The sequence below is a fragment of the Christiangramia aestuarii genome (genome assembly GCF_009735585.1).
GTDB lineage: Bacteria > Bacteroidota > Bacteroidia > Flavobacteriales > Flavobacteriaceae > Christiangramia > Christiangramia aestuarii.
The window spans coordinates 65,854-90,943 of sequence record NZ_VJVW01000004.1 but is presented as its reverse complement, the minus strand read 5'-3'; the positions used below and the strand labels follow the sequence as shown (position 1 = coordinate 90,943).

The 25,090-nt window shown below is 43.0% G+C and carries 20 protein-coding genes and 1 tRNA gene; 12 read left to right on the top strand and 9 right to left on the bottom strand.

The window, feature by feature from the left end:
* Positions 1-61: 61 nt before the first annotated feature.
* From glgB to FLP08_RS10800, 3 genes are read right to left on the bottom strand one after another with little or no spacing between them, the layout of a single operon-like run.
* On the bottom strand, positions 62-1,969 hold the full coding sequence (gene glgB, locus FLP08_RS10810) for a 1,4-alpha-glucan branching protein GlgB (RefSeq protein ID WP_156276760.1): 1,908 nt from the start codon (positions 1,967-1,969) through the stop codon (positions 62-64).
* 54 nt (positions 1,970-2,023) lie between these two features.
* Positions 2,024-3,673: a maltokinase N-terminal cap-like domain-containing protein gene (locus FLP08_RS10805; protein ID WP_156276759.1), complete on the bottom strand. Its 1,650-nt coding sequence runs from the start codon at positions 3,671-3,673 to the stop codon at positions 2,024-2,026.
* A gap of 4 nt (positions 3,674-3,677) precedes the next feature.
* On the bottom strand, positions 3,678-5,651 hold the full coding sequence (locus tag FLP08_RS10800; protein ID WP_238388487.1) for an alpha-1,4-glucan--maltose-1-phosphate maltosyltransferase: 1,974 nt from the start codon (positions 5,649-5,651) through the stop codon (positions 3,678-3,680).
* Between the two features lie 195 nt (positions 5,652-5,846).
* Between FLP08_RS10800 and FLP08_RS10795 the strand changes: the two genes are divergently transcribed.
* The 4 genes from FLP08_RS10795 (at position 5,847) to FLP08_RS10780 (ending at position 10,853) form a co-directional block, all read left to right on the top strand.
* Positions 5,847-6,833 carry a hypothetical protein gene (locus FLP08_RS10795; protein ID WP_156276758.1) on the top strand — a complete coding sequence of 329 codons (987 nt, stop codon included), beginning with the start codon at positions 5,847-5,849 and terminating at the stop codon, positions 6,831-6,833.
* A 163-nt stretch (positions 6,834-6,996) separates the two neighbouring features.
* A complete protein-coding gene (locus FLP08_RS10790) occupies positions 6,997-8,613 on the top strand; it encodes a glycerol-3-phosphate dehydrogenase/oxidase (RefSeq protein ID WP_202912766.1) in 1,617 nt (538 codons plus the stop codon).
* Positions 8,613-10,106: a glycerol kinase GlpK gene (gene glpK, locus FLP08_RS10785; protein ID WP_156276756.1), complete on the top strand. Its 1,494-nt coding sequence runs from the start codon at positions 8,613-8,615 to the stop codon at positions 10,104-10,106. The genes FLP08_RS10790 and glpK overlap by 1 nt, the downstream gene beginning before the upstream one ends.
* 12 nt (positions 10,107-10,118) lie before the next feature.
* Positions 10,119-10,853, top strand: a complete 735-nt coding sequence (locus tag FLP08_RS10780) for an MIP/aquaporin family protein (RefSeq protein WP_156276755.1) — start codon at positions 10,119-10,121, stop codon at positions 10,851-10,853.
* Between the two features lie 18 nt (positions 10,854-10,871).
* Here the strand turns inward: FLP08_RS10780 and FLP08_RS10775 are convergent, their stop codons facing one another.
* Positions 10,872-11,468 carry a diheme cytochrome c-553 gene (locus FLP08_RS10775; RefSeq protein ID WP_156276754.1) on the bottom strand — a complete coding sequence of 199 codons (597 nt, stop codon included), beginning with the start codon at positions 11,466-11,468 and terminating at the stop codon, positions 10,872-10,874.
* Between the two features lie 177 nt (positions 11,469-11,645).
* Between FLP08_RS10775 and FLP08_RS10770 the strand changes: the two genes are divergently transcribed.
* Entirely contained in the window at positions 11,646-12,110 is a 465-nt protein-coding gene (locus FLP08_RS10770) for an RNA methyltransferase (RefSeq protein ID WP_156276753.1), read from the top strand.
* 2 nt (positions 12,111-12,112) lie between these two features.
* Here the strand turns inward: FLP08_RS10770 and FLP08_RS10765 are convergent, their stop codons facing one another.
* The gene (locus FLP08_RS10765) at positions 12,113-13,555 is read right to left on the bottom strand and encodes a TonB-dependent receptor (RefSeq protein WP_156276752.1); all 1,443 of its coding nucleotides are present in this window, start codon (positions 13,553-13,555) and stop codon (positions 12,113-12,115) included.
* A 184-nt stretch (positions 13,556-13,739) separates the two neighbouring features.
* On the opposite strand from FLP08_RS10765, the gene FLP08_RS10760 reads away from it, so the two are divergent.
* Positions 13,740-15,230 (top strand): carboxypeptidase-like regulatory domain-containing protein, encoded by a 1,491-nt coding sequence (locus FLP08_RS10760; protein WP_162431031.1) that lies wholly within the window; start codon positions 13,740-13,742, stop codon positions 15,228-15,230.
* Positions 15,231-15,317: 87 nt separating this feature from the next.
* Positions 15,318-15,731, top strand: coding sequence for a VOC family protein (locus tag FLP08_RS10755; RefSeq protein WP_238388486.1), 414 nt, complete (start codon positions 15,318-15,320; stop codon positions 15,729-15,731).
* Here FLP08_RS10755 and FLP08_RS10750 read toward each other — a convergent pair.
* Positions 15,728-17,266, bottom strand: coding sequence for a SulP family inorganic anion transporter (locus FLP08_RS10750; protein WP_156276749.1), 1,539 nt, complete (start codon positions 17,264-17,266; stop codon positions 15,728-15,730). The two genes, FLP08_RS10755 and FLP08_RS10750, sit on opposite strands and share 4 nt — an antisense overlap.
* Before the next feature lie 247 nt (positions 17,267-17,513).
* On the opposite strand from FLP08_RS10750, the gene era reads away from it, so the two are divergent.
* Both era and der read left to right on the top strand, forming a co-directional pair.
* A complete protein-coding gene (gene era / locus FLP08_RS10745; protein ID WP_156276748.1) occupies positions 17,514-18,401 on the top strand; it encodes a GTPase Era in 888 nt (295 codons plus the stop codon).
* Between the two features lie 75 nt (positions 18,402-18,476).
* Positions 18,477-19,781, top strand: coding sequence for a ribosome biogenesis GTPase Der (gene der, locus FLP08_RS10740; RefSeq protein WP_156276747.1), 1,305 nt, complete (start codon positions 18,477-18,479; stop codon positions 19,779-19,781).
* Between the two features lie 13 nt (positions 19,782-19,794).
* On the opposite strand, the gene nhaA is transcribed toward der, so the two are convergent.
* Both nhaA and FLP08_RS10730 read right to left on the bottom strand, forming a co-directional pair.
* The gene (gene nhaA, locus FLP08_RS10735) at positions 19,795-21,126 is read right to left on the bottom strand and encodes a Na+/H+ antiporter NhaA (RefSeq protein ID WP_156276746.1); all 1,332 of its coding nucleotides are present in this window, start codon (positions 21,124-21,126) and stop codon (positions 19,795-19,797) included.
* Between the two features lie 650 nt (positions 21,127-21,776).
* Complete coding sequence (locus tag FLP08_RS10730; RefSeq protein ID WP_156276745.1) at positions 21,777-22,025, bottom strand: hypothetical protein; 249 nt, start codon at positions 22,023-22,025, stop codon at positions 21,777-21,779.
* Between the two features lie 286 nt (positions 22,026-22,311).
* Here FLP08_RS10730 and FLP08_RS10725 point away from each other — a divergent pair, with 286 nt between their 5' ends.
* Positions 22,312-22,842, top strand: coding sequence for a hypothetical protein (locus tag FLP08_RS10725; RefSeq protein WP_156276744.1), 531 nt, complete (start codon positions 22,312-22,314; stop codon positions 22,840-22,842).
* Positions 22,843-22,938: 96 nt separating this feature from the next.
* Here the strand turns inward: FLP08_RS10725 and FLP08_RS10720 are convergent.
* Positions 22,939-23,011 (bottom strand) — tRNA-Phe (locus FLP08_RS10720).
* A gap of 104 nt (positions 23,012-23,115) precedes the next feature.
* Here FLP08_RS10720 and FLP08_RS10715 point away from each other — a divergent pair.
* Complete coding sequence (locus FLP08_RS10715; RefSeq protein WP_156276743.1) at positions 23,116-23,847, top strand: type III pantothenate kinase; 732 nt, start codon at positions 23,116-23,118, stop codon at positions 23,845-23,847.
* Positions 23,844-25,088 carry a BamG family beta-barrel-assembly machinery protein gene (gene bamG, locus FLP08_RS10710; RefSeq protein WP_156276742.1) on the top strand — a complete coding sequence of 415 codons (1,245 nt, stop codon included), beginning with the start codon at positions 23,844-23,846 and terminating at the stop codon, positions 25,086-25,088. Before FLP08_RS10715 ends, bamG begins: the two co-directional genes overlap by 4 nt.
* The last annotated feature ends 2 nt before the right edge of the window (positions 25,089-25,090 follow it).

Genomic DNA, 25,090 nt, shown 5'->3' with positions numbered 1-25,090 from the left:
CTTACATTCGTTAAAGAGAACTACAAATGAAGTTCATTCTCCGGAATAATTTTTTAGTTGTTTATAAAATTTCAAAAACTACCACACCCAGGGGCGGGATGGTGATTTTAGCGGAATAATCCCTGCCATGAAAAGCAGTTTCTTCTATTTTGATTTGTTTGTTCTTGATGCCAGATCCCCAGTATTTCTTGTCATCAGAATTGAAGATCTCTTTCAGCTTTCCTTTAGCCGGTAAGCCAATGCTATATTCTTTCAGGATGGTTGGGGTAAAGTTGCAAACCACGATGAGTTTTTCCTTTTTATCCTCACCTTTCCTTATATAGCTCAGTACCGAATTCTGGCTGTCGTCATAGGCGATCCATTCAAAACCTTCTGCCGAGAATTGTTTTTCGTGCAGCGCCGGTTTGGTTTTATATAATTTGTTCAGATCGGTAAGCAGTTTTTTCACTCCCTGATGAGGTTCGTACTCCAGAAGGTGCCAGCCGAGGCTGGTATTATAATTCCATTCTTCATACTGGCCAATCTCACCTCCCATAAAAAGCAGTTTCGCGCCGGGATGGGTGAACATATAGGAATATAGAAGTCTTAGGTTGGCGAACCTCTGCCATTCATCTCCAGGCATCCTTCCAAGAATTGATTTCTTCCCATAAACCACTTCGTCGTGGCTCAGCGGAAGCACGAAATTCTCGGTAAAGGCATAGGTCATACTAAAGCTGATATCATTGTGATGATACTGGCGATAAATCGGATCTTTTTTAAAGAATTCAAGGGTATCGTGCATCCATCCCATCATCCACTTCATCCCAAAACCAAGACCTCCCAGGTCTACCGGTTTGGAAACCATAGGGAAAGAGGTTGATTCTTCAGCAATGGTCTGTACTCCTTCAAAACTTTTATAGACCTCGGTATTAAGATCGCGCAGGAAGCTTATCGCATCCAGGTTCTCCCTTCCGCCGTGTTCATTAGGTTCCCATTCTCCATCTTCTCGCGAATAGTCAAGGTAAAGCATGGAGGCCACGGCATCTACCCTTAAGGCATCCACATGGTATTTATCCAGCCAGAATACTGCATTACTAATTAAGAACGAGCGCACTTCATTTCTTCCGTAGTTAAAGATGAGACTTTTCCAGTCGGGATGGTAACCCTTTTTGCGGTCTGGATGTTCATAGAGGTGAGAACCGTCAAATAAGCCAAGGCCATGTTTGTCTTCAGGAAAATGTGAAGGCACCCAGTCCAGGATCACCCCAATGCCGGCCTTGTGGAAGGCATCCATGAGTTCCATAAAATCCTGTGGAGAACCAAAGCGCGAAGTAGGGGCGAAATAGCCCGTCAGCTGGTAACCCCAGGATGGATCGTATGGATATTCCATGATAGGCATGAACTCTACATGGGTAAAGCCCATTTCCTTGACGTAAGAAACCAGCTCGTCTGCCATTTCCTTATAGGTGAGGGAGCGGTTCTCGTCCATATTCCTGCGCCAGGAGCCCAGGTGCACCTCGTAAATAGAAAAAGGCTTATCCAGTGAATTCTGGTTTTTACGTGAAGAAAGGTATTTCTTGTCTTTCCATTTGTAATCCAGGTCCCAGACAATGGAAGCGGTGTTTGGCGGATGCTCACAGCTTAGAGCGTAAGGATCGGCCTTTTCCAGCTTCATATCATTATTGTGGGATTGTATCTTGTATTTATATTTGGCTCCTTTTTCCACCCCGGGAATGAATCCTTCCCATATGCCGCTTTCGTCCCAGCGTACGTTCAGGGGATGTTCTCCTTCCATCCAGTAATTAAAATCTCCTATTACCGAGACCGCTTTTGCCGAAGGGGCCCAAACCGCGAAGTAAACACCTTTCTCTCCGTTTACCTCCATTAGGTGGGCGCCGAATTTCTCATAAAGCCGATAATGCTTGCCAGCTCTGAAAAGGGATATATCGAAATCTGAAAATAAAGAGTGTACCTGTACTTCTTTTTTCATTTAATTTTATTTTTTGAGGAAATCATCCGGAAACCGGTTTTCCCATTAGTTGGTTTAGTGTTTTTTGTTCTTCAAGATACTGGAAATTCCGCGTAGGGGAATTATGGTCCAGCGTGGCCGGGAATTGAGTTCATACCCGAGTTCATAGACCGCTTTTTCCAGAAGACAATAATCCAGTAAAAATTCTATTTCCTGCTTATAGCCTATGTTAAGATTTTCGGTTTGTACCTTGTCTACATAGGTTTCCATAAAAACGCCTATCATGTATTTATAAAGGATCTCACCGGCGGCGAACATATCGTCATTCGAGGTTTTAAAGCTGCCGTCATTATTAAAAATGGTAGAGTAAATAGCGTAATGAAACGAACGGAACATTCCTGCCACATCTTTTAAAGGTGGTTGTTTTACCTTCCTGTCCTGTATGGTACTCTCCGGTTCGCCTTCAAAATCCAGTAAATAGAAATCATCTTCGTGAACCAGGACCTGGCCCAGGTGATAATCACCGTGAATCCTGATCCTTTCACTTTTCATCCTTGTCCAGTCAAAATTGAGGAAATGTTCCCTGATCTCTTTTTTCTTGTCAAGAAATTCCTTGGCCAGTTCCAGGGCTTCCCCATCCAGCTTATGCATATTGTTCTCGATGGTGTTCAGCCTATTTTGGAACATATAAATGAGCCTGTTCTTAAGCCATACGGCATAATCACCATTATATTTTTGAGGGGTGAAAGCCGTATCTTGCATGTCACTGCCAAGGGCAATATGCATTTCAGCCGTTCTCAGGGCCAGTTTCGAAACTTTCAGAAAAAGGTTGAGTCCGGCAAAATCGATGATCTCCGGCGGCATGGTGTTAATGGGCTGTCGCTGGTAAAGCGGGATATCTGGCAGCCTGCGAACATTGATCTTCTTTTTTTCGATATTGCTGAAAACAGATTTTAACTCCTGTAGCATATATTTCCAGGCGTCACCCTCATTCTCCAGCAGGTCCTGCATCAGGGCCAGCGTAATGGTGTCGCCGCTTTCAAGGGCTAGGTTGATGCTTCCAATATAGGCCGGCACATTCTTGAATTGGCTTTTCTCGGTTAGAAACCGGTTGATCTCGTAATCTGGGTTTTTGCTGGTATAGATCCTTCGGAAGAACTTCATCACATAATTCCCATTGTAGACGATAGAAGTATTGCTTTGTTCTCCACCCATGAACCGGGAAGATTTATATTTGGTCGGTTTCACGGTTTCCAGCCGGTGGAAGATGACCTTGGTCTCTGGATCATCGGTGGAATAATCCATGATCTTCTGGTAGACCAGTTTTCTAAAATCTTCTATATGCAGGGCATCGATGAGGTAACCATCCTTTCCCTGGAAAGTAATCGGGGCGATCACCGTACCCGTCTCCAGTTTTTCTTTTTCTTCAGGAATAAAGCTCAGCGGGATAAAGTAATCCTGAAAGAAGGCCTCGCTGAAATTAATCTCGATCAACACTCCATAATAAGTATGCTTATCTGAGCTTAATTTCCCGTGGTCTACCACCTCGATATATTTTAGAGTACTCGATTTTCCGGCGTACCAGCGTTTCTTGAGAATGTAATCCTCGAGAATTTCAGTGCTGAAAGTCTTGATAAACTCCTGGTCTTCGAATGCCTCTTCCCAGGTACATTTAAATTGAAAATCAGACGTATTTACTTCTGGTTGTGCCTTCTTACTTGTCATACTCTTAATTTTTATGGATTCTGAAAAGGTGGAACGGCATGACCGGGTGTAATTCCACGAAGCACCATTCCTGGTCCCAATGGTAGGAGTTGCCGGTGATGAGGTCTTCTACGGTAATTGACTGGCCAAAATCAAGGCCTATGGAATGCCTGGGAACCTTCACCGAGGCCTGTTTGGTATTGTGGGGATCCAGGCTTACTACCATCAGGGTCTGATTCTCCCTTTTCTGATCATACTTGTAATAGGCCATCATCCCGTCGTCGTGAATCTCGCAGAATTGTATGTTATTGGTCTGCTGCAGGGATGGGTTGGTCTTCCGGGCCTCGTTGATTCGGGTGATCACTCGCATTAGCTTGTTTTCGGCCTTCCAGTCCCAGTGCCTTATCTGGTATTTTTCTGAATCATGATATTCTTCTTTTCCGGGCACGGCATCTGAAACCATGAATTCGAAAACCGGGCCGTAGACGCCTGTATTCGAGCTTAGAGTTGCAGCCAGGAAATACCTGATCATATGCATGGCTTCATTGGCTCCCTGTAAATGGTAAGGGTTGATATCTGGGGTGTTTGGCCAGAAATTAGGCCTGAAATATTCTTTCAGGTCTGTCTTTGTAAGCTGGTTTACATATTCTGTCAGTTCATGTTTTGTATTTCTCCAGGTGAAATAAGTGTAAGACTGGGTAAAGCCCTGTTTGGCGAGCTGCTCCATGATCTTGGGCCTGGTGAAGGCTTCCGAAAGGAAAAGCGTATCTGGATGTTTCTTTTTTACCTCTGCGATGAGCCATCCCCAGAAGTAAAAGGGTTTTGTATGTGGATTATCAACCCTGAAGATACTGATGCCTACTTCTTCTATCCAGTACAGGACGATATTCAGGAATTCCTGCCACATCTTTTTCCATTCGTCAGATTCGAAATATATGGGCAAAATGTCCTGGTATTTTTTCGGCGGATTTTCAGCATACTGTATCGTACCATCCGGTCTCCACTTGAACCACTTTGGATGTTCCTTTACATAAGGATGGTCTGGAGCTGCTTGTAGGGCAAAATCCATCGCAACTTCTATTCCAAGGTCTTTGGCTTTGTTCACCAGCGATTTGAAATCATTCAGGTCACCCAGCTGCGGGTGCAGGTCTTTATGTCCTCCTTTTTCTGAACCTATTCCCCAGGGAGATCCAACATCATCCTGGGCGGCCTCGGTAGCGTTGTTCTTTCCCTTTCGGTTAACTTCCCCAATAGGGTGTACCGGCGGGAAATATAGCACGTCGAAGCCCATCCCGGCTATCCGGGGCAGGATGTTCTCACAATCCTTAAAAGTGCCGTGTTTTCCTTCCTCAGGCGAAGCCGAACGGGGAAAGAACTCATACCAGGTACTGAACCTGGCCTTTTTTCGGTCTACATAAACCGGGATCTTTTGAGATTCGTAAGGCACTGCTTTATGCGGGTATTCTAAAAGGATCTCGTGCAGGTCACCCTGCAGGCAGATCTCGATAGCTTCTTCGTATCTATCCTTATCCTTAAAAGATGAAATAGCCCTTTTTATCAGTTCGGCTTCAGATTTCGTACATTTTTTAAGGATAGGCTGTAGGATCTCGGCACCTTCTAGCAGTTCTGAATGTACCTGCTGCCCGTCTTCGATCTTTTTCACGATGCCATGATGCCAGTTAAGACCATGATCTTCCCATCCCTGGATGTAATATTCATATTCACCCTGTTTATCTACGCTGAAGACTCCTTCCCAGTGGTCGTTACTCCCGGGACACATGCGGGCCTCGGTCCAGCTGCGTTGCTTTTTATGCTTAAAAAAAACAGAGGCTTGAATAATATCATGCCCGTCTCCAAAAATATCTGCACTTACCAGTACAATCTCATCAACCACCCGCTTTACGGCGTAATCACCACAATTGATGATAGGTTTTATGTTCTCGATCACGATCCTGCTTTTCTCTGGCATATAAGTTTTTGTTTTTAAGGGTTCCTGCATTCTCAGAATCTTAAATTTAATAAACAGATTCTGAAAATCGTATGGATTTGCAAACTTGTTTGATTTTTTGACAATTAATTAAGTTTTAGAGGCTTGCGATTGCAATAGGTAGATTTATTCTTTGGAGTTGTCGTTAAAATTTAAGAATTTAGACCAACCCCGCCAATTTTTTCAACTAATCAAAAACCAATAATTATGAAGATCAATTTTTCATCTGCGATTTTCAGCAGAATTGCATTCTTAGTTTTTCTTTTAGTTTTCCTGGGCTCCTGCCAGGATAAAGAAAAGAAAGAAGAGGCCCAGGAGGCTGAGGTTTCTGAAACAAAAACAAAAGAAAAAGAGAACTCACCTGAAGTGGTGAATATCATTACCAATGCTATGGAATTCAAGACCAAGGATACCTGGGATGCGGGCTGGACCACGGTAAAATACAGGAATAATTCTAATGAGACTCATTTTGTTCTTTTTGATAAATATCCGGAAGGCAAAACAATTGAGGATGCCAAAAAAGAGGTAGGTCCGCCTTTCCAGGAGGGGATGGATCTTATCAATGAAGGAAAGTTCGAAGAGGCCAACAGGGCATTTGGGAAGCTGCCAGAGTGGTTCCAGGAAGTTCAGTTCACCGGGGGAGTAGGTCTTATTTCAGCAAAAAGTACTGCTGAATCTACCATATACCTTGAGCCGGGCACTTATATTATTGAGTGCTATGTTAAAATGGCTAATGGGGTCTTCCATAACATGCAGGGCATGGCCAAACAGATAGATGTAGTGGCCAGTGATGACAAGGAAGCCAAAGAGCCTCAGGCAGATTATAGCATCAGGGTAAATAACGAAAACGGAATAATAATGGATGAGAGGGTTTCCCCGGGCAAGAAGACCTTCGCGGTGAAATATGAAGGCCAGAAGGTACATGAGAATTACGTAATGCAGGATGTCCACCTGGTGTGGGTAGACCAGGGCGCCGATATGGCCAAGCTGAACAACTGGATGAACTGGGCAGATCCAAAGGGATTACAGACTCCTTCTCCCGAAGGTTTTAAATTCCTTGGCGGAATGCAGGAGATGAAAGAAGGAAAGACCGGCTATTTCACAGCAGAACTAAGGCCGGGCAATTATGCCCTGGTCTCTGAAGTTCCCGACCCGCAGAGTAAAGGCCTGCTAAAAACCTTTAGTGTACAATAAAATAAAATCCCGCTTCAAGCGGGATTTTTTTTATTCAGGAAGTGCTGAGAATTTCTATTGATTAAATCTTTTCTTGTTTTAAAAGTTTGATTATCTGTATGCTACTTTCCGTATTCAAATTAAAAGTCGAAAGAATATCTTAAATTAGAAAGAAAAATTGCTATTGAAATATTCAGTTTTTTCGCGGGAACGTTTAATTGCCGAAGCCCGCAAGGATAAAAAATGGGATCTCGTTATCATTGGTGGCGGTGCGACCGGATTAGGGATCGCACTCGATGCTGTTACCAGGGGATATTCCACCCTGTTGCTGGAACAGGAAGATTTTGCCAAGGGAACTTCCAGCAGGAGCACCAAACTGGTGCATGGTGGTATACGTTACCTCGCCCAGGGAAATATAGACCTGGTAAGAGAGGCTCTTCATGAAAGGGGTTTGCTAGCCATCAATGCCCCGCATCTCGTAAAAAAGCAAAAGTTCATAATCCCTAACTACCTGTGGTGGGAAGGCCTGTATTATAATTTTGGATTAAAGACCTATGATTTCCTGGCCGGCAAACTGAGCATGGGAAAATCTGAAAGGATTAGCCTGGAAGAGGTTAACCAAAGACTGCCGGCCCTGGTACGGGAGGAACTTCGAGGTGGAGTAATTTACCTCGATGGTCAGTTCGATGATGCCAGGCTTGCGGTTAATATCGCCCAGACCATCGTGGAAAACGATGGCATCGCACTGAACCATTTAAAGGTTACCGGTATCTCTTCGGAAAATGCTGATGTTATAAATAGGGTTCAGGCCCGGGATTCTGAAACCGGCGAGACCTATAGTTTTAAAGCCAACCTGGTGGTGAACGCCACCGGTGTTTTTGTAGATGATATTAGGAAAATGGCCAATCCAGGGGCAAAGGCTTCCATCAAGGCCAGCCAGGGGGTACACCTGGTTTTTGACCAGAAGTTCTTTCCGGGAAAGGATGCGCTCATGATTCCAAAAACCGATGACGGCAGGGTACTTTTCGCGGTTCCCTGGAATGGGAAGGTGCTGGTTGGTACGACCGATACGTTACTGGAAAATCCGGTGCTGGAGCCTAAAGCCCTTGAGGAAGAGATCGAATTCATCATGAAAACCTTTAACCGGTATATTCAGAAAAAAGTGACGCGGAAGGATGTAAAAAGTGTTTTTGCAGGATTGCGGCCACTTGCCGTAGGAGAAGGTGAAGATAAAAGCACCAAGGAGATCTCCCGTGGACATAAGATAGATTTTTCAGAAAAAGGCCTGCTTACAATTACCGGTGGTAAATGGACCACCTATCGTAAAATGGCAGAAGATGTCATAGACCTGGCCATCACTGAAAACAGGCTTCCGGCCAGGAAATGTATTACCGAAAATTTCCTGATCCACGGGGCGAAATCGCATAAAAGTCGGGAAGATCACCTGCATGTATATGGAGGTGACAAGTCGCTCATCCTGGAGCTGATAGATAAACACCCAAATTTAGGGGAGAGGATTCATCCAGACCTGCCTCACCTTGAAGCCGAGGTCGTCTGGGCCGTTAGGTTCGAGATGGCCCGGAGCCTGGAAGATGTTCTCGCCAGAAGGGTAAGGATATTGTTCCTGGATGCCCGCATAGCTCAAGAAATAGCACCGAAAGTTGCGGCCTTGATGGCCAAGGAATTGGAAAAGGATGAGAACTGGATAAATGAACAGGTAGAGAATTTCCGAAAACTGGTTGAAGAGCATTACCAGGTGAGTTCAGAAAAGCATACAAAAAAGGATAAAATTCAGCCATAATGGGAAAGTATATATTAGCATTAGACCAGGGAACCACCAGCTCCAGAGCTATATTGTTCGACCGTAAAGGCGAGATCGTCTCCATTGCCCAGAAAGAATTCAGGCAGATCTTTCCAAAGCCGGGCTGGGTAGAACATGATCCCATGGAAATTTGGTCTTCACAGGCTGGCGTCGCTGCGGAAGCTGTCACCCAGAAGGGTATCGAGGGGGAAGAAGTGGCCGCGATAGGCATCACTAACCAGCGGGAAACCTGTGTGGTCTGGAATCGCCAGACCGGGAAGCCTATTTATAATGCGATCGTATGGCAGGATAAAAGAACGCTTGATTATTGTGAAAAATTAAAACGGGAAAAAAAGGATAAGATAATCAAGGAAAAAACGGGCTTGATCGTCGACTCTTACTTTTCGGCTACCAAGGTGAAGTGGATCCTAGATAATGTTGACGGAGCAAGGGAAATGGCCGAAAGGGGAGAGCTTGCCCTGGGAACCATAGATACATGGCTGGTCTATAATTTCAGCAAAAGAAAACTATTCGTTACAGATGTGACCAATGCTTCCCGTACCATGCTCTATAATATTAATAGCCTCTCCTGGGACGAGGATTTGCTGGATATCTTTAATATTCCAGCCTCGATGTTGCCAGAAGTTCGCGACTCCAGCGAGGTGTACGGGCATATTGAGACCAGTCTTTTCGCCTCCAGAATTCCTATCTCCGGGATCGCCGGTGACCAGATGGCGGCCCTTTTCGGTCAACTTTGCGTAAAAAAAGGTATGGTTAAGAACACTTATGGAACTGGTTGCTTTATGTTAATGAACATTGGGGATAAGCCCATCTTTTCTGAAAATAACCTGCTCACCTCGGTTGCCTGGAAGATCAAGGGAGAAGTGGTTTACGCCCTGGAGGGAAGTATCTTTATTGGAGGTGCCGTTGTGCAATGGCTTCGTGATGGCCTTGGCATCATCAAAAGGTCTGAAGATATTGAAAAGCTGGCCGGAACCATCGAGAGTTCAGAAGGAGTATATTTTGTGCCTTCTTTTGCCGGGCTGGGTGCGCCACACTGGAACCAGAAGGCAAAAGGTACCATCTTCGGTTTGACCCGCGGTACTACAGATGCACATATAAGCAGGGCTTCCCTGGAGGCGATCGCTTACCAGTCCATGGATATTATGAAGGCGATGGAAGCAGATTCCGGAATTAAGATCAGGGAACTAAGGGTAGACGGGGGAGCCACCGTGAATAACCTTTTGATGCAGTTTCAGGCAGATGTGCTGAACACCCAGACCATAAGGCCTAAGATCACCGAAACCACTGCGCTTGGGGCTGCTTACCTGGCCGGTCTTGCCGTTGGTTTCTGGGAAGATATAGATGCGTTAAAGGAGATCTGGGTAGAAGGTGAAAAATTTGAATCCTCAAAAGAAAGGACCAATATCGAGGAAGGTATCAGCGGATGGTATAAGGCGGTAAGAGCCGTGGAGAGCTGGACCGAACTTTAAAAATATCTGGAAATGACACCATTTATTGCTGAAATTCTTGGGACAGGCCTGCTAATCCTTCTTGGTGGGGGTAATGTGGCCAACGAAATTCTAAAAGAAACCAAAGGGAATGGTGCCGGCTGGATGAGTATAACCACGGCCTGGGGACTTGCAGTTTTCGCCGGGGTGGTAGTTGCCGGGCCTTACAGCGGCGCACATCTTAATCCGGCAGTCACCATAGGTCTGGCCCTGGGAGGGATCTTTCCCTGGGAAGATGTTCCCAGTTATATCCTGGCAGAATTCATCGGGGCTATGATAGGTTCTACCTTGGTTTACCTCATGTATAAAGACCATTTTGATAAGACCGATAATGCCCTGCTCAAAAGAGCCGTCTTTTGTACCGCTCCGGCAATTCCTAATACCTGGCAGAACATATTGAGCGAGATCCTGGGTACCTTTGTTTTATTAACCGCAGTCTTTTATTTTACAGAACCACAGATCAACGACGCCGAGCAAACCAGGGTGGGTCTTGGATCACTTGGTGCGTTGCCGGTAGCGCTCATCGTTTGGGGGATCGGTCTTAGCCTGGGTGGAACTACGGGATATGCCATAAATCCGGCCAGGGACCTGGGACCCCGAATCATGCATGCATTGCTGCCAATTAAAGACAAGACCCACAGTAACTGGTCTTATTCCTGGATACCGGTTATAGGTCCAATTCTAGGCGCAGGTCTGGCCGCTTTCCTTTTCCTTAGTCTGAAAATTTAAATTACAATCACAATTTGCCTAGGCCGATTTTAAACTATCCAGCCTCGTTGGAGGAATGGGAGCCGGAACAGCATTGTTTATGGCCTTGGTAGATTTCAGGTATTTAAACATAGACTCCAGGTCCTCATCATTCAGTTTGGCGAAATTCTCCCAGGGCATAGGCGGGAGCATCATCCGGCCATTCTTATCTCCCTTCAGTTTTCCTTCCCTCATGGCCAGCTTGAATCTTTGCATGGACCAATTACCGATTCCGGTATCATCTGAAGTGATATTAGCCGAAAATGAGACACCCCAGGGGCCTACGAAAGCGGTCAGCTGCCCGTTCATAAGCATCCAGCCGTTCTTAATGGTCTCAGGAGCCATCGGTGGGAGACTGTCCCCTGCCTGGTGTCCTGACAGGGCAAGTTCAGCGATCAACTGCGGTCCCCTTTCGGTCATTGCTTTTGGAGAATGGCAATCGTGGCAGCCTATGGTTTTAACCAGGTATTCTCCTCTTTTGATACTGTCATTCAGGCTCATCTTCTTTTCTTCAGGGACTTTCTCATAATCCTTATCCTTACAAGAGATAAGGCATGTAAATAGGAGAAGGCTGAGACTGAAGATTCCTGTTTTCAAGAAATTTAATTTAAAAGCTTGCATGATTTTAATGGCTTTGGTTGTTATAGCTCAAAATTATCATAACTAATTGATATGTAGTTTTTTATTCGATGACTAAGGCTTGAAAATCGACAAAACGTAATAGTTTCTTTTGATGATTGTCCCGCGAATTACAGAGAATATTATTTTTGCGCTATGGAAACAGATAATCTTAAACAGGGATTTTTTGGAATAGGAATTCAGAATGGGAAAACCCCTGAAAATCTTGGGGTTTTGTGGAGATCTGCCCAGAATATGGGGGCGAGTTTTATTTTTACCATTGGTAACCGCTACTCAAAACAGGCCTGTGATACCCATAAGGCCGTGGGGGCCATGCCTTATTTTCATTATGAGACCTTCGAAGATTTCTATGATCATCTGCCAAAGGGAGCCATGCTGGTTGGAGTGGAGCTTACCGATGAGGCGCAGCCGCTTGAAGAGTTCAAACATCCACGTAGATGCGTCTATTTACTGGGAGCTGAAGATCACGGACTTTCTAATGCCGCTATAAAAAAGTCGCATTACCTGGTAAAGTTCAGATCAAAATTGAGCCTGAACGTTTCTGTAGCAGGAAGTATCATCATGTATGATCGTGGCATGAAAACAGAATTCTCTACCTGAATCTAGTGAGAGGCTTTTTCCTTGGAGAACAGGTTCTTCTCTTTGATCATTTTTGCGGTTAGCCCCGGGACCATTTCTTCCCATTTAGGATCGTCGTCCAGGATCATCTCATAAACTTTTCTAGGATGTATGTCTAAAGCTTCTTCGTCATAATTCTCAATATCGATCAACTTTCCATTATCGATAAAGAATTTATAAAGCTCTTTGACCCTTGGGTGTACTTTCAGGTTCTTGCTATTAATAATCTTCCCGGTCTCTTCATCCCGCATGGGGTAGAGGTATACCTTAAGGCTTTTGAAGAATAATTTTCCGAAGGCCTCCAGTATGCCTCCGCTCAGGTGACGATAATATTTTTCGTTGAAAATGTCTATCAGGTTATCTACACCCATTACCAGTCCCATTTCCTTTTTAGTGTGCTGGGAGAAATATTCCACTACCTTATAATACTCCTGGAAATTAGAGATCATTACGGTTTGTCCTGAGGCACAAAGCAGGTCTGCCCGGTCCAGGAAGTCCTTTTCATTTATCTCGTTATCCCCTTCAGATTTAAGATTGTTCAGGGTCATTTCAAAAATAATGACAGTATTGTCTGGATCTACATTTTCCTGGTTTAGAAATAGCTTTCTTGCAGTGACGTACATGTTCAGGTTGAGGTTGGTCACCGGCCTGAAGCTTCCGCGCAGGGTAAGAATATTCTTTTTGTAGAGCACGTTCGCAGGCAGGATGTTATTCCCGTCTGGAGAGAACATTACCGCCTCGGTAATACCTTCCTTTACCAGTTCCAGGCTCATCAGCCTATTGTCCACATCTTTGAAAACCGGACCTTTAAAATTGATGGAGTCTATCTCGATCTTATCCTTGCTCAGGTGGTCGTAAAGTTTGTTGATAAGCTGTCGCGGGTCATCACTCTGATAGAAAGCAGCATAAATGAGATTTACACCCATGATCCCAAGGCTTATCTGTTGCTGGGAAGCGTTGTTTTCATGAAATTGTACATGCAGGATGATCTCACTGTATTCCTGTTTCGGCTCTTTCTGAAATTTGATGCCCAGCCAGCCATGTCCCTTGTATTTTTTTGCCCAGTCGATAGTGGCAACTGTATTGGCATAGCTAAAGAAAAGTTTATTTGGGTACTTCTGGCGGGAAAGGCGTTCTTCAATTAGGTTGGCTTCGTAATCCATCATTCGGTGAAGCCTAGCCACGGTAACATAACGATTTTGTGGGTCTAAACCATATATGGCATCGCTAAAATCCTTATCGTAGGCGCTTAGGGTCTTGGCGATGGTTCCTTTTGGATTGCCGGCACGAAAAAAATGTCGCACCGTCTCCTGTCCTGCCCCTATTTCAGCGAAGGTTCCATAAATATTCTCATTCAGGTTGAGTCTGGTACATTTATTTTGAATGGAAAGAATATTTTCAAATTCGTCATCGCTTAAAGCCGTCATAGGGATACTGGTTTTTCGGTCACTGAAAGTTAGGAATATTATATGTGCTTCAGGTGCATTTTAAGTAATGTTTAAAATAATTTTATCAAGTTTTACAGGGAATCAGGTAGTTGAAATGACCCCACAGATTATTGATTTTTGTAACAAGTTTCCCATTGTTTCGTTTTATAAGAAAACCATCATTATGAAAAAATTCATCTTGGCGCTGCTCGTAAGCTTCTCTCTGGCCGCACAGGCTTACTGCCAGGAATTCTCCGGAAAGGTTCTGGATCAAAAAACCAGGGAAGCTATTCCTTTCGCGACCGTGCAATATGCTGCTAACCGGGGTGTGATCACTAATGATGAAGGTGCATTTAGCATTAACCGGCCCGTCACCCAATTGAAGGAGCTAAAGATCTCTTCGGTTGGATACAAAACCAGGGAAGTGGATATCGCAGACCTGGCCGATAATATCATCTACCTTGAAACAGATATCATACAGCTGGACGATGTTTTTTTGAGCGACAAAAAACTATCCGCCGAGGAGATTCTGGAAAGGGCGAAGGAAAGAGTGGCCGAAAATTATAATATTGGCAACATCAATCGAAGGTTCTTTTTCCGGGAATCCAATCTTAATAAGGTGAAAACTTTTGATCTCGACATTCAGGAAAGTACCATTGAAGATATAGACCAGAAACTGATGGACAGCATTTCTGCAAGTATCCCGAAATCATCAGATTCCTATAAAGAGGTGCTTGGAGATTTTTCAGGAGATTATACTCGGCAGAAGGTGGATATCATCAAGGGAGCGAACCTGCACAACCCGCAAAGCACCGCCTCGCTGGATAAGCTAACCGATAAGCTGGACCGGATCTTCAAGGAGAACGTTAAACCGGATTCTTACTTAAAGATCAAATCTGGCTGGCTGGGAGTAAAGGTTGATGTGGATGAATTTTCAGAAGAAAATGAAAAGGAAAACAAGAAACCTACCAAAGAGGAAATCGCAAAATCTGAGGAAGAAAAAAAACAATCACTAGTAAGTTCAGCAAATTCTAAAATTCCCAGCTTGCTTAGCGAGAGTTTCTGGGATGAAGATGCAGAATTCGATCTGTTCGATCGTCTGAACCGCTATAAGTTTAAAGTTGCCGGGTACACTTATCTGGATAACAGCCTGGTCTATGTGATAGATTTTGAGCCTAAAGGAGGTTCAGATTTCCGGGGCAGGCTGTATGTGAACACCGAAGATTTTGGCGTTCACCGGATTGATTATGCGAACGTAAAACCACTGAAAAAATTTAGATTGCTCGGCATAAGCAGTATAGATGATGTTTACCGGGGGAAGATGATCTACAGCCGGGATGAGAACGGGCATTACTTGCCGAAATATTTCGAGCAGGAAGTAGGGGAAAGCTTCGGGATAGACCGGCCGCTGCAGCTTATCGAAAAGAATAAGAATGTGGTAGGGCGGCGTAAGCAGAACGAATTAGATATGGATATCCTTATCAAGGTAAGCCAGCTTGAGAAATACCAGCTGGTGGTTTTTAACGATGCGGGGGAGGAGATGCAAGCGCCGAAAGAATCTTCGGAAGATTTCGAATACCAGACCTTCAAAAAATACGACCCGGAATTCTGGAAAGGCTATAATATCATTGAGCCGAATGCGGCCATTAGGGAGTTTACGGCCATTACGGAGTAAAAATGGAATCCAGGAAAAAACACCTATTTTTAAGGTTCTAATATCAGGAATATGAGGACTTTACTTTTTTCGATAATCTTATTTTCAATGATGGATATTTCAAACGCACAATCCAAGAAGTTCAATTTTAATAAGGACCACGACGCGATAGAAGTTAGTGATCTGGAAGCTTCGGCCAGATTCTATAAAGAGGTACTTGGCTTAAAGGAAATCCCTAACGGGGGGCTTCCTGAGCATATACGCTGGTTCGAACTTAATGATAAAGTGCAGATCCATCTAATTGAAAGCGAAAGTCTTCCTGAAAAGCAGAAAGGAGTACATATGGCCCTTAATACCAATAAGCTCCAGGAATTCATGGATTTTTTGAATTCAAAAGATACTCACTTCGAGAACTGGCCCGGTGAGGCTGGAAAAACCAACACCCGGCCAGATGGTGTAAAACAGATCTATTTACAGGATCCGGACGGGTACTGGATAGAGGTGAATGACGGCAGCCTTTAAACCTTGTCTGTAGCTACCTTATAGGTTGGATCTTCCAGAATGTTTACTTCTATAAGAGCATCGGCATTCTTAAGCAATCTTCGGCAATCATTGCTTAGGTGTCTTAAATGCACGGTTTTACCAACCTTGCTATAACGCTGAGTTACGTTATTCAGGGCTTCAATAGCCGACATGTCTGCAACGCGGCTATCCTTAAAATCGATAATGATCTCTTCCGGATCGTTTATAACATCAAATTTCTCCAGAAAGTTAGTGGTGGACGCAAAGAATAGCGGCCCATAGATTTCATAATGTTTAACACCATTTTCGTCAACATGCTTTCTTGCCCTGATTCTCTTGGCGCTTTCCCAGGCAAAGAACAATGCAGAAAGTATCACTCCAACCAATACGGCCAGGGCTAAATTGTGCAGTAGCACTGTTATTAAAGCAACTATGATCACTAGGAATATATCCTTTTTAGGTACCTTATTAAAGATCTTTAAGCTGGCCCATTCAAAAGTTCCGAAGGCAACCATGATCATTACCCCAACTAGGGCAGCCATTGGCACCTGTTCAATTATCGGTGCGCCAAATAATACTATGGCCAGAATAGTGAATGCTGCAACTATTCCAGACAGTCTGGCCCTGGAACCTGCAGATAGGTTTACCAGTGTTTGAGCGATCATTGGGCAACCACCCATCCCGAAGAAGAATCCGTTAAGCACATTGGCTCCTCCCTGTGCAACGCATTCCCTGTTGCCATTTCCTTTGGTTTCAGTAATTTCATCTACCAGGTTCAGAGTTAGTAATCCTTCAGTGAGTCCTACCGCGGCCATGATCATAGAATATGGTGCAATGGTATTTAAAGTTTCCCAGCTTAGGGGAATTTCAGGAATGTGAAAAGGTGGAAATCCGCCACTAACAGAGGCTATGTCTTCCACGGTCTTGGTGTCTATCCCGAGGAAATAAACCAGGATAAATACTACAATAATAGCTACTAAAGAAGAAGGCACCGCTTTGGTTAGTTTGGGTAATAATATCACTATGGCTATGGTTAAGGCAACCAGGCCTGCCATGATATATAATGAAGTTCCAGACAACCAGACGATATCCCCGTTCACAACAGTTTTGAACTGATCTAACTGAGACATGAAAATGATGATTGCCAGTCCGTTCACAAATCCAAACATAACCGGGTGGGGTACTAAACGTATGAATTTCCCGAGTTTAAAGACTCCAATTACGATCTGTATCACCCCGGCTAAGGCTACCGCCGCAAGCACATAGTCCAATCCATGAGATTTCATTAAGGCGATCAGAACAATTACCGTTGCCCCGGCTCCACCGGAGATCATTCCGGGTCTTCCACCGAATATTGCTGTGACCAGACCCATGATAAATGAAGCGTATAAACCCATTAATGGAGGGAACCCGGCTAAAATAGCGAAGGATAGTGATTCCGGGATCATGGTCATCGCTACGGTCAACCCGGCAAGCACTTCTGTTTTATAATTTACCTGTTGCTTAAAGTCGAATAAGTTTAGAACCTTTTTCATTATCAGTCTTTTTCAGCTTGATTTTAAGAAGCGGCAAAAATAGTTATTAAAAACAGAAGCACAACCCGATTGGAATATTGATTGAAAAATTTATTAAATTATGATTTTCAGCAGGTTATCTTTGTGAAATTCTTAGTTGAAGGTGGTCTGAACTCAACAGCCAAAGCTGCTCAGGCGCGATTGTTAGAAATTCAATAAAGATTAGGTGGCAGAAATCAAATGAAATACCTTTGCAAAAATTATTGTTATGGCACATAAAGCCGGATTTGTAAATATCATCGGAAACCCAAATGTGGGAAAATCAACCCTAATGAATGCTTTTGTTGGGGAAAGACTTTCAATTATCACTTCTAAGGCACAAACCACTCGTCACCGTATTCTTGGGATCGTGAACGGGGAGGATTTCCAGGTGATCCTGAGTGATACTCCGGGAATCATCAAGCCAGCTTATGAACTGCAGGCTTCGATGATGGATTTCGTAAAATCTGCTTTTGAAGATGCCGATGTGCTGATTTATATCGTGGAAATTGGGGAACAGGGCCTTAAGGATGAAGCTTTCTTTAATAAGATCGCGCATTCTGAAGTTCCCGTGCTTCTATTGCTGAACAAGATCGATAAATCTAACCAGGAGCAACTGGAAGAACAGGTGGCTTACTGGACCGAAAAAGTGCCGACTGCAGAAATACACCCGATCTCGGCTTTGGAAGGTTTCAATGTTTCTGAAGTTTTCAACAGGATCATAGAATTATTACCGGAATCTCCGGCATTTTATCCAAAGGATACCTTAACTGATAAGCCTGAGCGTTTCTTCGTGAACGAAATTATCCGGGAAAAGATCCTGATGCATTATAAGAAGGAAATTCCTTATAGCGTAGAGATCGAGACCAGTGAGTTCTTCGAAGAAGAGGAGATCATTAGGATGAGGAGTGTGATCATGGTGGAGCGTGAGACCCAGAAGGGGATCATCATCGGGCATAAAGGCTCAGCACTAAAGAGAGTAGGGGTCGAAGCCAGGAAAGACCTGGAGAAATTCTTCGGAAAACAGGTGCATCTGGAATTATATGTAAAGGTGAACAAAAACTGGCGTAGCGATTCCAAACAGCTGCGAAGATTCGGTTATACCGATAAAAAATAAACTTTTCAAGAATTACACAGGGCGGCATAATTGGTTAAAAACCATTAATTTTGCTCCCTGAAATCAATTATAGTTATGGGCAATATTGTTGCTATTGTGGGTAGACCTAATGTAGGTAAATCAACTTTTTTTAACCGACTTATCCAACGCCGGGAAGCCATCATAGACTCCGTGAGCGGGGTTACAAGGGATCGCCATTATGGGAAATCAGACTGGAATGGTAAAAGGTTCTCCCTTATCGACACCGGTGGATATGTAAAGGGTAGCGATGATATTTTTGAAGAAGAAATAGACAAGCAGGTAGAGCTGGCCATCGAAGAGGCAGATTCCATTATTTTCATGGTAGATGTAGAGAGCGGGGTAACCTCCATGGATGAAGAGGTAGCTAATCTCCTGAGAAGGGTTAACAAACCTGTCCTGCTTGCCGTGAATAAAGTAGATAATAATAAACGCCTGGCCAATGCGGTGGAATTCTATTCGCTTGGGCTGGGAGATTATTTCCCCATTGCCAGTACCAATGGTAGCGGAACCGGTGATCTTTTAGATGCCCTTATCGAAGCGCTTCCTGAAGTGGAAGACGAGGAGGAATCTGAACTGCCACGTTTCGCCGTGGTAGGAAGACCTAATGCCGGGAAATCATCTTTCATCAATGCCTTAATTGGTGAAGACAGGTATATTGTGACCGATATTGCAGGAACTACCCGTGACTCCATAGATACCCGATATAACCGTTTTGGGTTCGAGTTCAACCTGGTAGATACTGCGGGAATCAGGAGAAAATCCAAGGTTAAGGAAAACCTTGAATTCTACTCGGTGATGCGCTCTGTTCGCGCCATCGAAAACTGTGATGTATGTCTGCTCGTCCTGGATGCCACTCGTGGCTTCGACGGACAGGTGCAGAACATCTTCTGGCTGGCCCAGCGAAATAACAAGGGTATCGTGATCCTTGTAAATAAATGGGACCTTGTAGACAAGGAAACCAACACCATGAAGGAATATGAGGCGATGATTCGTCGCGAGATCGAGCCATTTACAGATGTGCCTATCGTTTTCATTTCGGTGCTTACCAAGCAAAGAGTTTTCAAAGCTATTGAGACCGCGGTAAAAGTATTTGAAAGCAGAAGCAGGAAGATCAAGACCAGGCAGCTGAACGATATCATGCTTCCTATCATTGAGAAAAATCCGCCGCCGGCTTATAAAGGCAAGTTCGTGAAGATCAAATTCTGTATGCAGTTGCCCACCCCGCATCCTCAATTCGCATTTTTCTGTAACCTTCCGCAATATGTGCGGGATCCTTATAAGAGGTTCATCGAAAATAAATTAAGGCAGGAATTCGATTTTGAAGGAGTGCCTGTTTCTATTTTCTTCAGAAAAAAATAAGCGGTTCTAAAATTCAGTTCTCAATAGACCTGTTTATATACTTCAGGTAGAAATACCCGATAACGCCTGCTAATAAGGAACCTGAGAACACACCAATTTTAGCCTGGTTAAGGTAGATCTCTGAGCTGAAGGCAAGTTCGGTGATAAAAAGGGACATGGTAAAACCAATTGCTCCTAATAATCCCACTCCGTAGATATGTTTCCATTGAACATTTTTAGGAAGCTCGGCGATCCCAAGCTTAACCATTAGTTTGGTAAATAGAACTATTCCTAAAAATTTACCCAGGATCAAACCCAAAATGATCCCGAGACTGACCGGTTTCAGAAAATAGGAGAAGGAGTCTGAATTAAAGCTCACCCCGGCATTTGCGAATGCAAATAAGGGTAGTACTACAAAGCTAACGAAGGGTTGCAGGGAATGTTCGATTCGTTGTAGCGGAGGTGTAGCATCCTGTGCCAACAGGGAAAATTTTTCAACCGTGTGGGAGATCTCTTCCTGATTTTTCTGGATGGTTAAAAATGGCCTTTTCATTAGATTCTTTATGCGGTTAGACATGAACTTCGCCTTGCGCAGGAAAATAGCAGTATTGATCCTTTTGGTGGTAGGAATGGCGAAAGCGGCAAGGACTGCTGCGATGGTCTCATGAATTCCTGAGAGCATTGTGGCTAGCCATAAGCCTCCAATCCCCATAATGCCATAAAATAGCATATTCCTTATTCCGCTGAAATTGGCCAGAAGGAGAATCAGGAGAAAGAACAGGCCTATGCCCAGGCTCTGTATCGAGATCTGTTCAGTATAAAAGAAAGCGATCACCAAAACGGCTCCCATGTCATCTGCAATGGCAATAGCGGTAAGGAATATTTTCAGGGAAACCGGCACCTGGTCTCCTAAAAGATATAGGATACCCAGGGCAAATGCAATATCGGTAGCCATAGGAATTCCCCAGCCAGAAGCCGAATCTGTCCCGAAATTAAAAAGCATATATATGAATGCTGGAACTAACATGCCGCCAATAGCAGCAAAAACTGGTAAGGAGGCTTTTCTTAAGCTTGAAAGCTCTCCGTAAAGAATTTCTCTTTTAAGCTCCAGGCCTACTATGAAAAAGAACATAGACATGAGGCCGTCGTTAATCCAATGATGCAAGCTTTTATTAATTACAAAATCGTTAAATCCTATATAGATCTCCTGTTGCCAGAAATCGTGGTAAAATCCTTTCAGAGGCGAATTAGCAAGTAATAAGGCAAGTAAACTGGAAATAATAAGGCTTACACCAACAGAGGTCTTTTTCTCGATGAAATTTTTAATGGGAAGTAAAAGGTAGACATCCAAATTAGATTTTTTCATGATCCCGAATTTCTTTGTGATTAAGAACCTCTGGTTCCTCAAAAGTGAAATTCGGTTTTTAAGCGGACTCATACCATGATAAAAGTCATATTTCAGCGCTAATTTCTGCTTTTTCCAAACAGGGGTAAACTCTTGAAAATCTTTATAAATAGCGGTTTTAACATAATTTTTCTAGGAAAAATTGTGCGTAACGTTTCGTAGAGCTAGAATATTGTGTGTTCAACGATTATTTTTTGAATAGGCTGTATAACTCCTTATATTTAAGAGAGTTGAGTATTAACATTTAAAGAGGAAAGCTTATGGACATTTTTACAGATTTTGTTGACAATTATAACAGATCGCTTCAGGGCTTAAATATCTTTGTCAAAATTGGAGTTACTCTGGCTTTGGCTTTGATCCTGTTGGCGGTATTTGGAGCAATTGTAAACGTGATTGTACTTAACGTATAATTTGATAGATCATCATTTATACCCGAATTTTCTATTCCAGACCTTTAGATAAGGTCTATGGATGGTATTGTTTAAAAATTAGACAATTTATAGAGTTTTAGTTCTAGATACTATTTTATAAAGAAAAAGCCCGATCACTGCGATCGGGCTTTTTGAATTTATAATTAGGTATATAACTTTTATTAAAATTAAAACTCTTATTCAGGAGAAGTCACAGCAGAAGGAACAAAAGCGAACCTCGCCGAACTGTTTTCTCCCAGCTTTTTCTACTTCTTCAAAATTTTCAAAGAAACCCATTTTTATTCTCGAAGGTTTTTCAGGCAGGAGTTCACATGGTTTAGTGTGGATCACGTGATATTTCCCCATACGAGACTTCTTTTCGGCGTAAAAGCAGAAACTGATCTCATTCCTCATAAAAGGAAGCGAGAAATAGTTCATAAGGTACTTCATAAAAGCCATTTAGAGTAATTTCGGACAAATGTATGTGCCGGACTAATTTTTAATGTTTAGCCAAAATTAAATTTGGTTCGATGGTTTTATGAAAAAGTTATAGAATCCAAGCCGGATGGGCTGAATTTGAACTAATCTTTAAGTCTGCTGTTAATTATTTAAACTCGAAAAGGCTTATTGATTTTTGATATTTCTTTTTGAAAATCAAGCTTTTAAGCGCTCCAGGTAGCACTTCAAATTGCATTAAATCAATAAATTGAAAGGTTTTATTTTAAAATTTATGGTTATGAAATTCAGGATATATTTTTCGGTATTTCTAGGTATGCTTTTTCTAAGTTGTAGCGATGAACCTATGAATGAAATTGAAATTACAGGTTCCCAGGATGTTTACGTAAGCCCTGGGGCTGTCCAGATTTCAGGAATAGGCTATTATGCAGATCTTGTAGAGTGTGACTATGCTGGTGAAGGAGCAGATTTTGCCCTGTTGCTAACGGGAGATCTGGAGGGTTGTCTTTATGTGTTTGTAAAGGATTACGGGTGTTCTCCCAGTGGAACCTACCGGGAAGCTGGCCAGGAATTATTCGTGGGGCTTTATAATGGTGAGGAAGGTTCTTTTATGACCAACTATAAATTCGAGGCAAAATATGAAGCTTGTGAAGATGGATTCTTTGTTGGGGCAGAGATTTTTGGCCGTTGTCAGCATCCTTTGATCCGGGGTTCCGGTACGGGTGTGTTTGAAGGGGTTAGTGGAAGGTTAGATTTTAAAGATAATGTGGAAACCGGGGAATTCCCTTACAAGGGGCATTTCAGATATTAGGGATTTACCACAATATTTTTCCGCTCAAATGATTTCAATACTTTTTAATTCTATGGAATAAAAAAACCCACTTCAGCTGAAGTGGGTTTTTAAAGGTGGTGCCTCCAGGAATCGAACCAGGGACACAAGGATTTTCAGTCCTTTGCTCTACCAACTGAGCTAAGGCACCAGTTGCTTTGTTAAGCGGTGGCAAATATAATTTCATTTTTAGGAACTCACAAAGGAAATTTTAAAAAAATGCTTTTGTATTTTCGCTTTTCAAAGAAAATCTGAATGAATTTAGTAATCGATGCCGGGAATAGCTTCGTGAAGATGGCTGTTTTTCAAAACAATAAGCTTCTGGAAAAGCAGATCCTGGAAAAGGAAAAATTTTCAAAAAAATTTCGATCTCTCCGAGAAAAATTTCCACAGATAAACAATTCCATTCTTTCCAGTGTCGCTTCGGGAGAGGATGAGATGGTTTCTGAGACCGAACAGCACTATCCCGTGTTGCGACTGGTTAATTCGGTTAGACTTCCATTTCAGAATAAATATGCTACACCTAAAAGCCTTGGTAAAGACAGGATAGCCCTTGTGGCGGCCGCCGTGCAATCTTACCCTGGTAAGAATGTCCTGGTCATCGATGCGGGCACCTGTATTACCTACGATATAAAAACTAAGAAAGAAGATTACCTGGGCGGGGCAATTTCTCCGGGAATGGAGATGAGATTTAAAAGCCTGCACAAGTTTACCGCAAATTTACCGTTAGTAGAATCGAAGCCAGAAGCTGAACTTATTGGTACAACTACTGAAACCAGCATACGATCTGGAATTATTAACGGAATTAAAATGGAATTAAAGGGAACCATAGAAGCCTACCAGACTCAATTTGATGATTTAACAGTAATTTTTACAGGTGGTGATAGCCAAATTTTGTCTATACCATTAAAAAATAGCATATTTGCCAACTCAAATTTTTTGTTAGAAGGACTTAATTTCATTCTAGAATTTAACAAGACTCAATGATAAAACGATTTATAGTAATCGTCGCTTTATTTTCCGCATTCGCGGCGGAAGCACAAGAAAATGTTTCTTCACCTTATTCCTACTACGGTATTGGTTTAACGAACTTTAAGGGCACTGTAGAGAACAGAGCTATGGGAGGATTGAGTATCTTTGCAGATAGCATCCATGTTAATGTGCAGAATCCTGCCAGTTACGGAAGGCTGAAAAGAACCAATTATTCTATTGGTGCCAGCCATGATCGTATCAAGCTGGAAACAGAAAGCGCCAGTGATAACGCAAAGATCACTTCGCTGGATTACCTGGCCCTGGCATTCCCGGTAAGTGATAAAGTGGGAATTGGATTAGGTGTTTTGCCTTATACTTCAGTAGGATATCGTATTTTAGATATGGATGAAGGTTCTGCCAGTCTGCTTAATGGTAGAGGAGGGATGAATAAGGTTTTCCTTTCTGCCGGATGGGCGGTGACCCCAGATCTTAGTATTGGTGTAGATGCGAATTATAACTTCGGGAACTTTCAGAATACCCAGAGTATAAACCGCGAAAACCTGCAATATGGAACAACAGATGTAAACAGGTCTGATATTAAAGGATTTACCTTTAACTTTGGGGCGAATTATCAAAAGGATATAACCGAAAAGTTAAAGCTGCATGTTGCATCATCTTATGCGCCGGCCATGGACCTGGATTCAGATAATTCCAGGACCATTTCCACGGTAGATTTTTCCAGTGGAACCAGCAGGCTGATAGATGTAAGAGAACTTGACCTTAGCAACACCCAGTTCGAAGCTCCTTCCAGATTGAGCTTTGGAGCGGGGATTGGAGAGAGAAATAAATGGTTCGTGGGAGCCGAATATGCAAATGTAGGAACGTCTTCTTATGAGGATAGTTTCAGCTTTAGAGGAGATAATGGTGAATATGAGGATGCTTCTCAGTTTTCTTTAGGAGGTTTTTATATTCCAAAATACAACTCGTTCACAAGTTACTTGGAGCGAGTGGTTTACAGGGCTGGATTCAGGTATGATGGTACCGGTCTCATTGTGAATAACGAATCTATCAATGAGTTTGGCATATCTTTTGGATTAGGTTTGCCAGTTGGACTTGAATTCTCCAATATAAACCTTGGAATCGAGCTTGGACAAAGAGGTACCAAGGATTCAGGTTTAATTCAGGAGAACTTTATGAGGCTGTCTATCGGGCTGTCTTTAAATGACAAATGGTTCACGAAGAGAAAATTTAATTAACC

Excerpts from the sequence above, each read along its gene's own strand:
- FLP08_RS10800 (WP_238388487.1), bottom strand. The coding sequence starts at position 5,651 with ATGCAGGAACCCTTAAAAACAAAAACTTATATGCCAGAGAAAAGCAGG.
- glpK (WP_156276756.1), top strand. The coding sequence starts at position 8,613 with ATGGGAAAGTATATATTAGCATTAGACCAGGGAACCACCAGCTCCAGA.
- FLP08_RS10715 (WP_156276743.1), top strand. The coding sequence starts at position 23,116 with ATGAATTTAGTAATCGATGCCGGGAATAGCTTCGTGAAGATGGCTGTT.
- der (WP_156276747.1), top strand. The coding sequence starts at position 18,477 with ATGGGCAATATTGTTGCTATTGTGGGTAGACCTAATGTAGGTAAATCA.
- FLP08_RS10795 (WP_156276758.1), top strand. The coding sequence starts at position 5,847 with ATGAAGATCAATTTTTCATCTGCGATTTTCAGCAGAATTGCATTCTTA.
- nhaA (WP_156276746.1), bottom strand. The coding sequence starts at position 21,126 with ATGAAAAAATCTAATTTGGATGTCTACCTTTTACTTCCCATTAAAAAT.
- FLP08_RS10765 (WP_156276752.1), bottom strand. The coding sequence starts at position 13,555 with ATGACGGCTTTAAGCGATGACGAATTTGAAAATATTCTTTCCATTCAA.
- era (WP_156276748.1), top strand. The coding sequence starts at position 17,514 with ATGGCACATAAAGCCGGATTTGTAAATATCATCGGAAACCCAAATGTG.
- FLP08_RS10805 (WP_156276759.1), bottom strand. The coding sequence starts at position 3,673 with ATGACAAGTAAGAAGGCACAACCAGAAGTAAATACGTCTGATTTTCAA.
- FLP08_RS10725 (WP_156276744.1), top strand. The coding sequence starts at position 22,312 with ATGAAATTCAGGATATATTTTTCGGTATTTCTAGGTATGCTTTTTCTA.
- FLP08_RS10770 (WP_156276753.1), top strand. The coding sequence starts at position 11,646 with ATGGAAACAGATAATCTTAAACAGGGATTTTTTGGAATAGGAATTCAG.
- FLP08_RS10750 (WP_156276749.1), bottom strand. The coding sequence starts at position 17,266 with ATGAAAAAGGTTCTAAACTTATTCGACTTTAAGCAACAGGTAAATTAT.
- bamG (WP_156276742.1), top strand. The coding sequence starts at position 23,844 with ATGATAAAACGATTTATAGTAATCGTCGCTTTATTTTCCGCATTCGCG.
- FLP08_RS10780 (WP_156276755.1), top strand. The coding sequence starts at position 10,119 with ATGACACCATTTATTGCTGAAATTCTTGGGACAGGCCTGCTAATCCTT.
- FLP08_RS10760 (WP_162431031.1), top strand. The coding sequence starts at position 13,740 with ATGAAAAAATTCATCTTGGCGCTGCTCGTAAGCTTCTCTCTGGCCGCA.
- FLP08_RS10755 (WP_238388486.1), top strand. The coding sequence starts at position 15,318 with ATGATGGATATTTCAAACGCACAATCCAAGAAGTTCAATTTTAATAAG.
- FLP08_RS10730 (WP_156276745.1), bottom strand. The coding sequence starts at position 22,025 with ATGAAGTACCTTATGAACTATTTCTCGCTTCCTTTTATGAGGAATGAG.
- glgB (WP_156276760.1), bottom strand. The coding sequence starts at position 1,969 with ATGAAAAAAGAAGTACAGGTACACTCTTTATTTTCAGATTTCGATATA.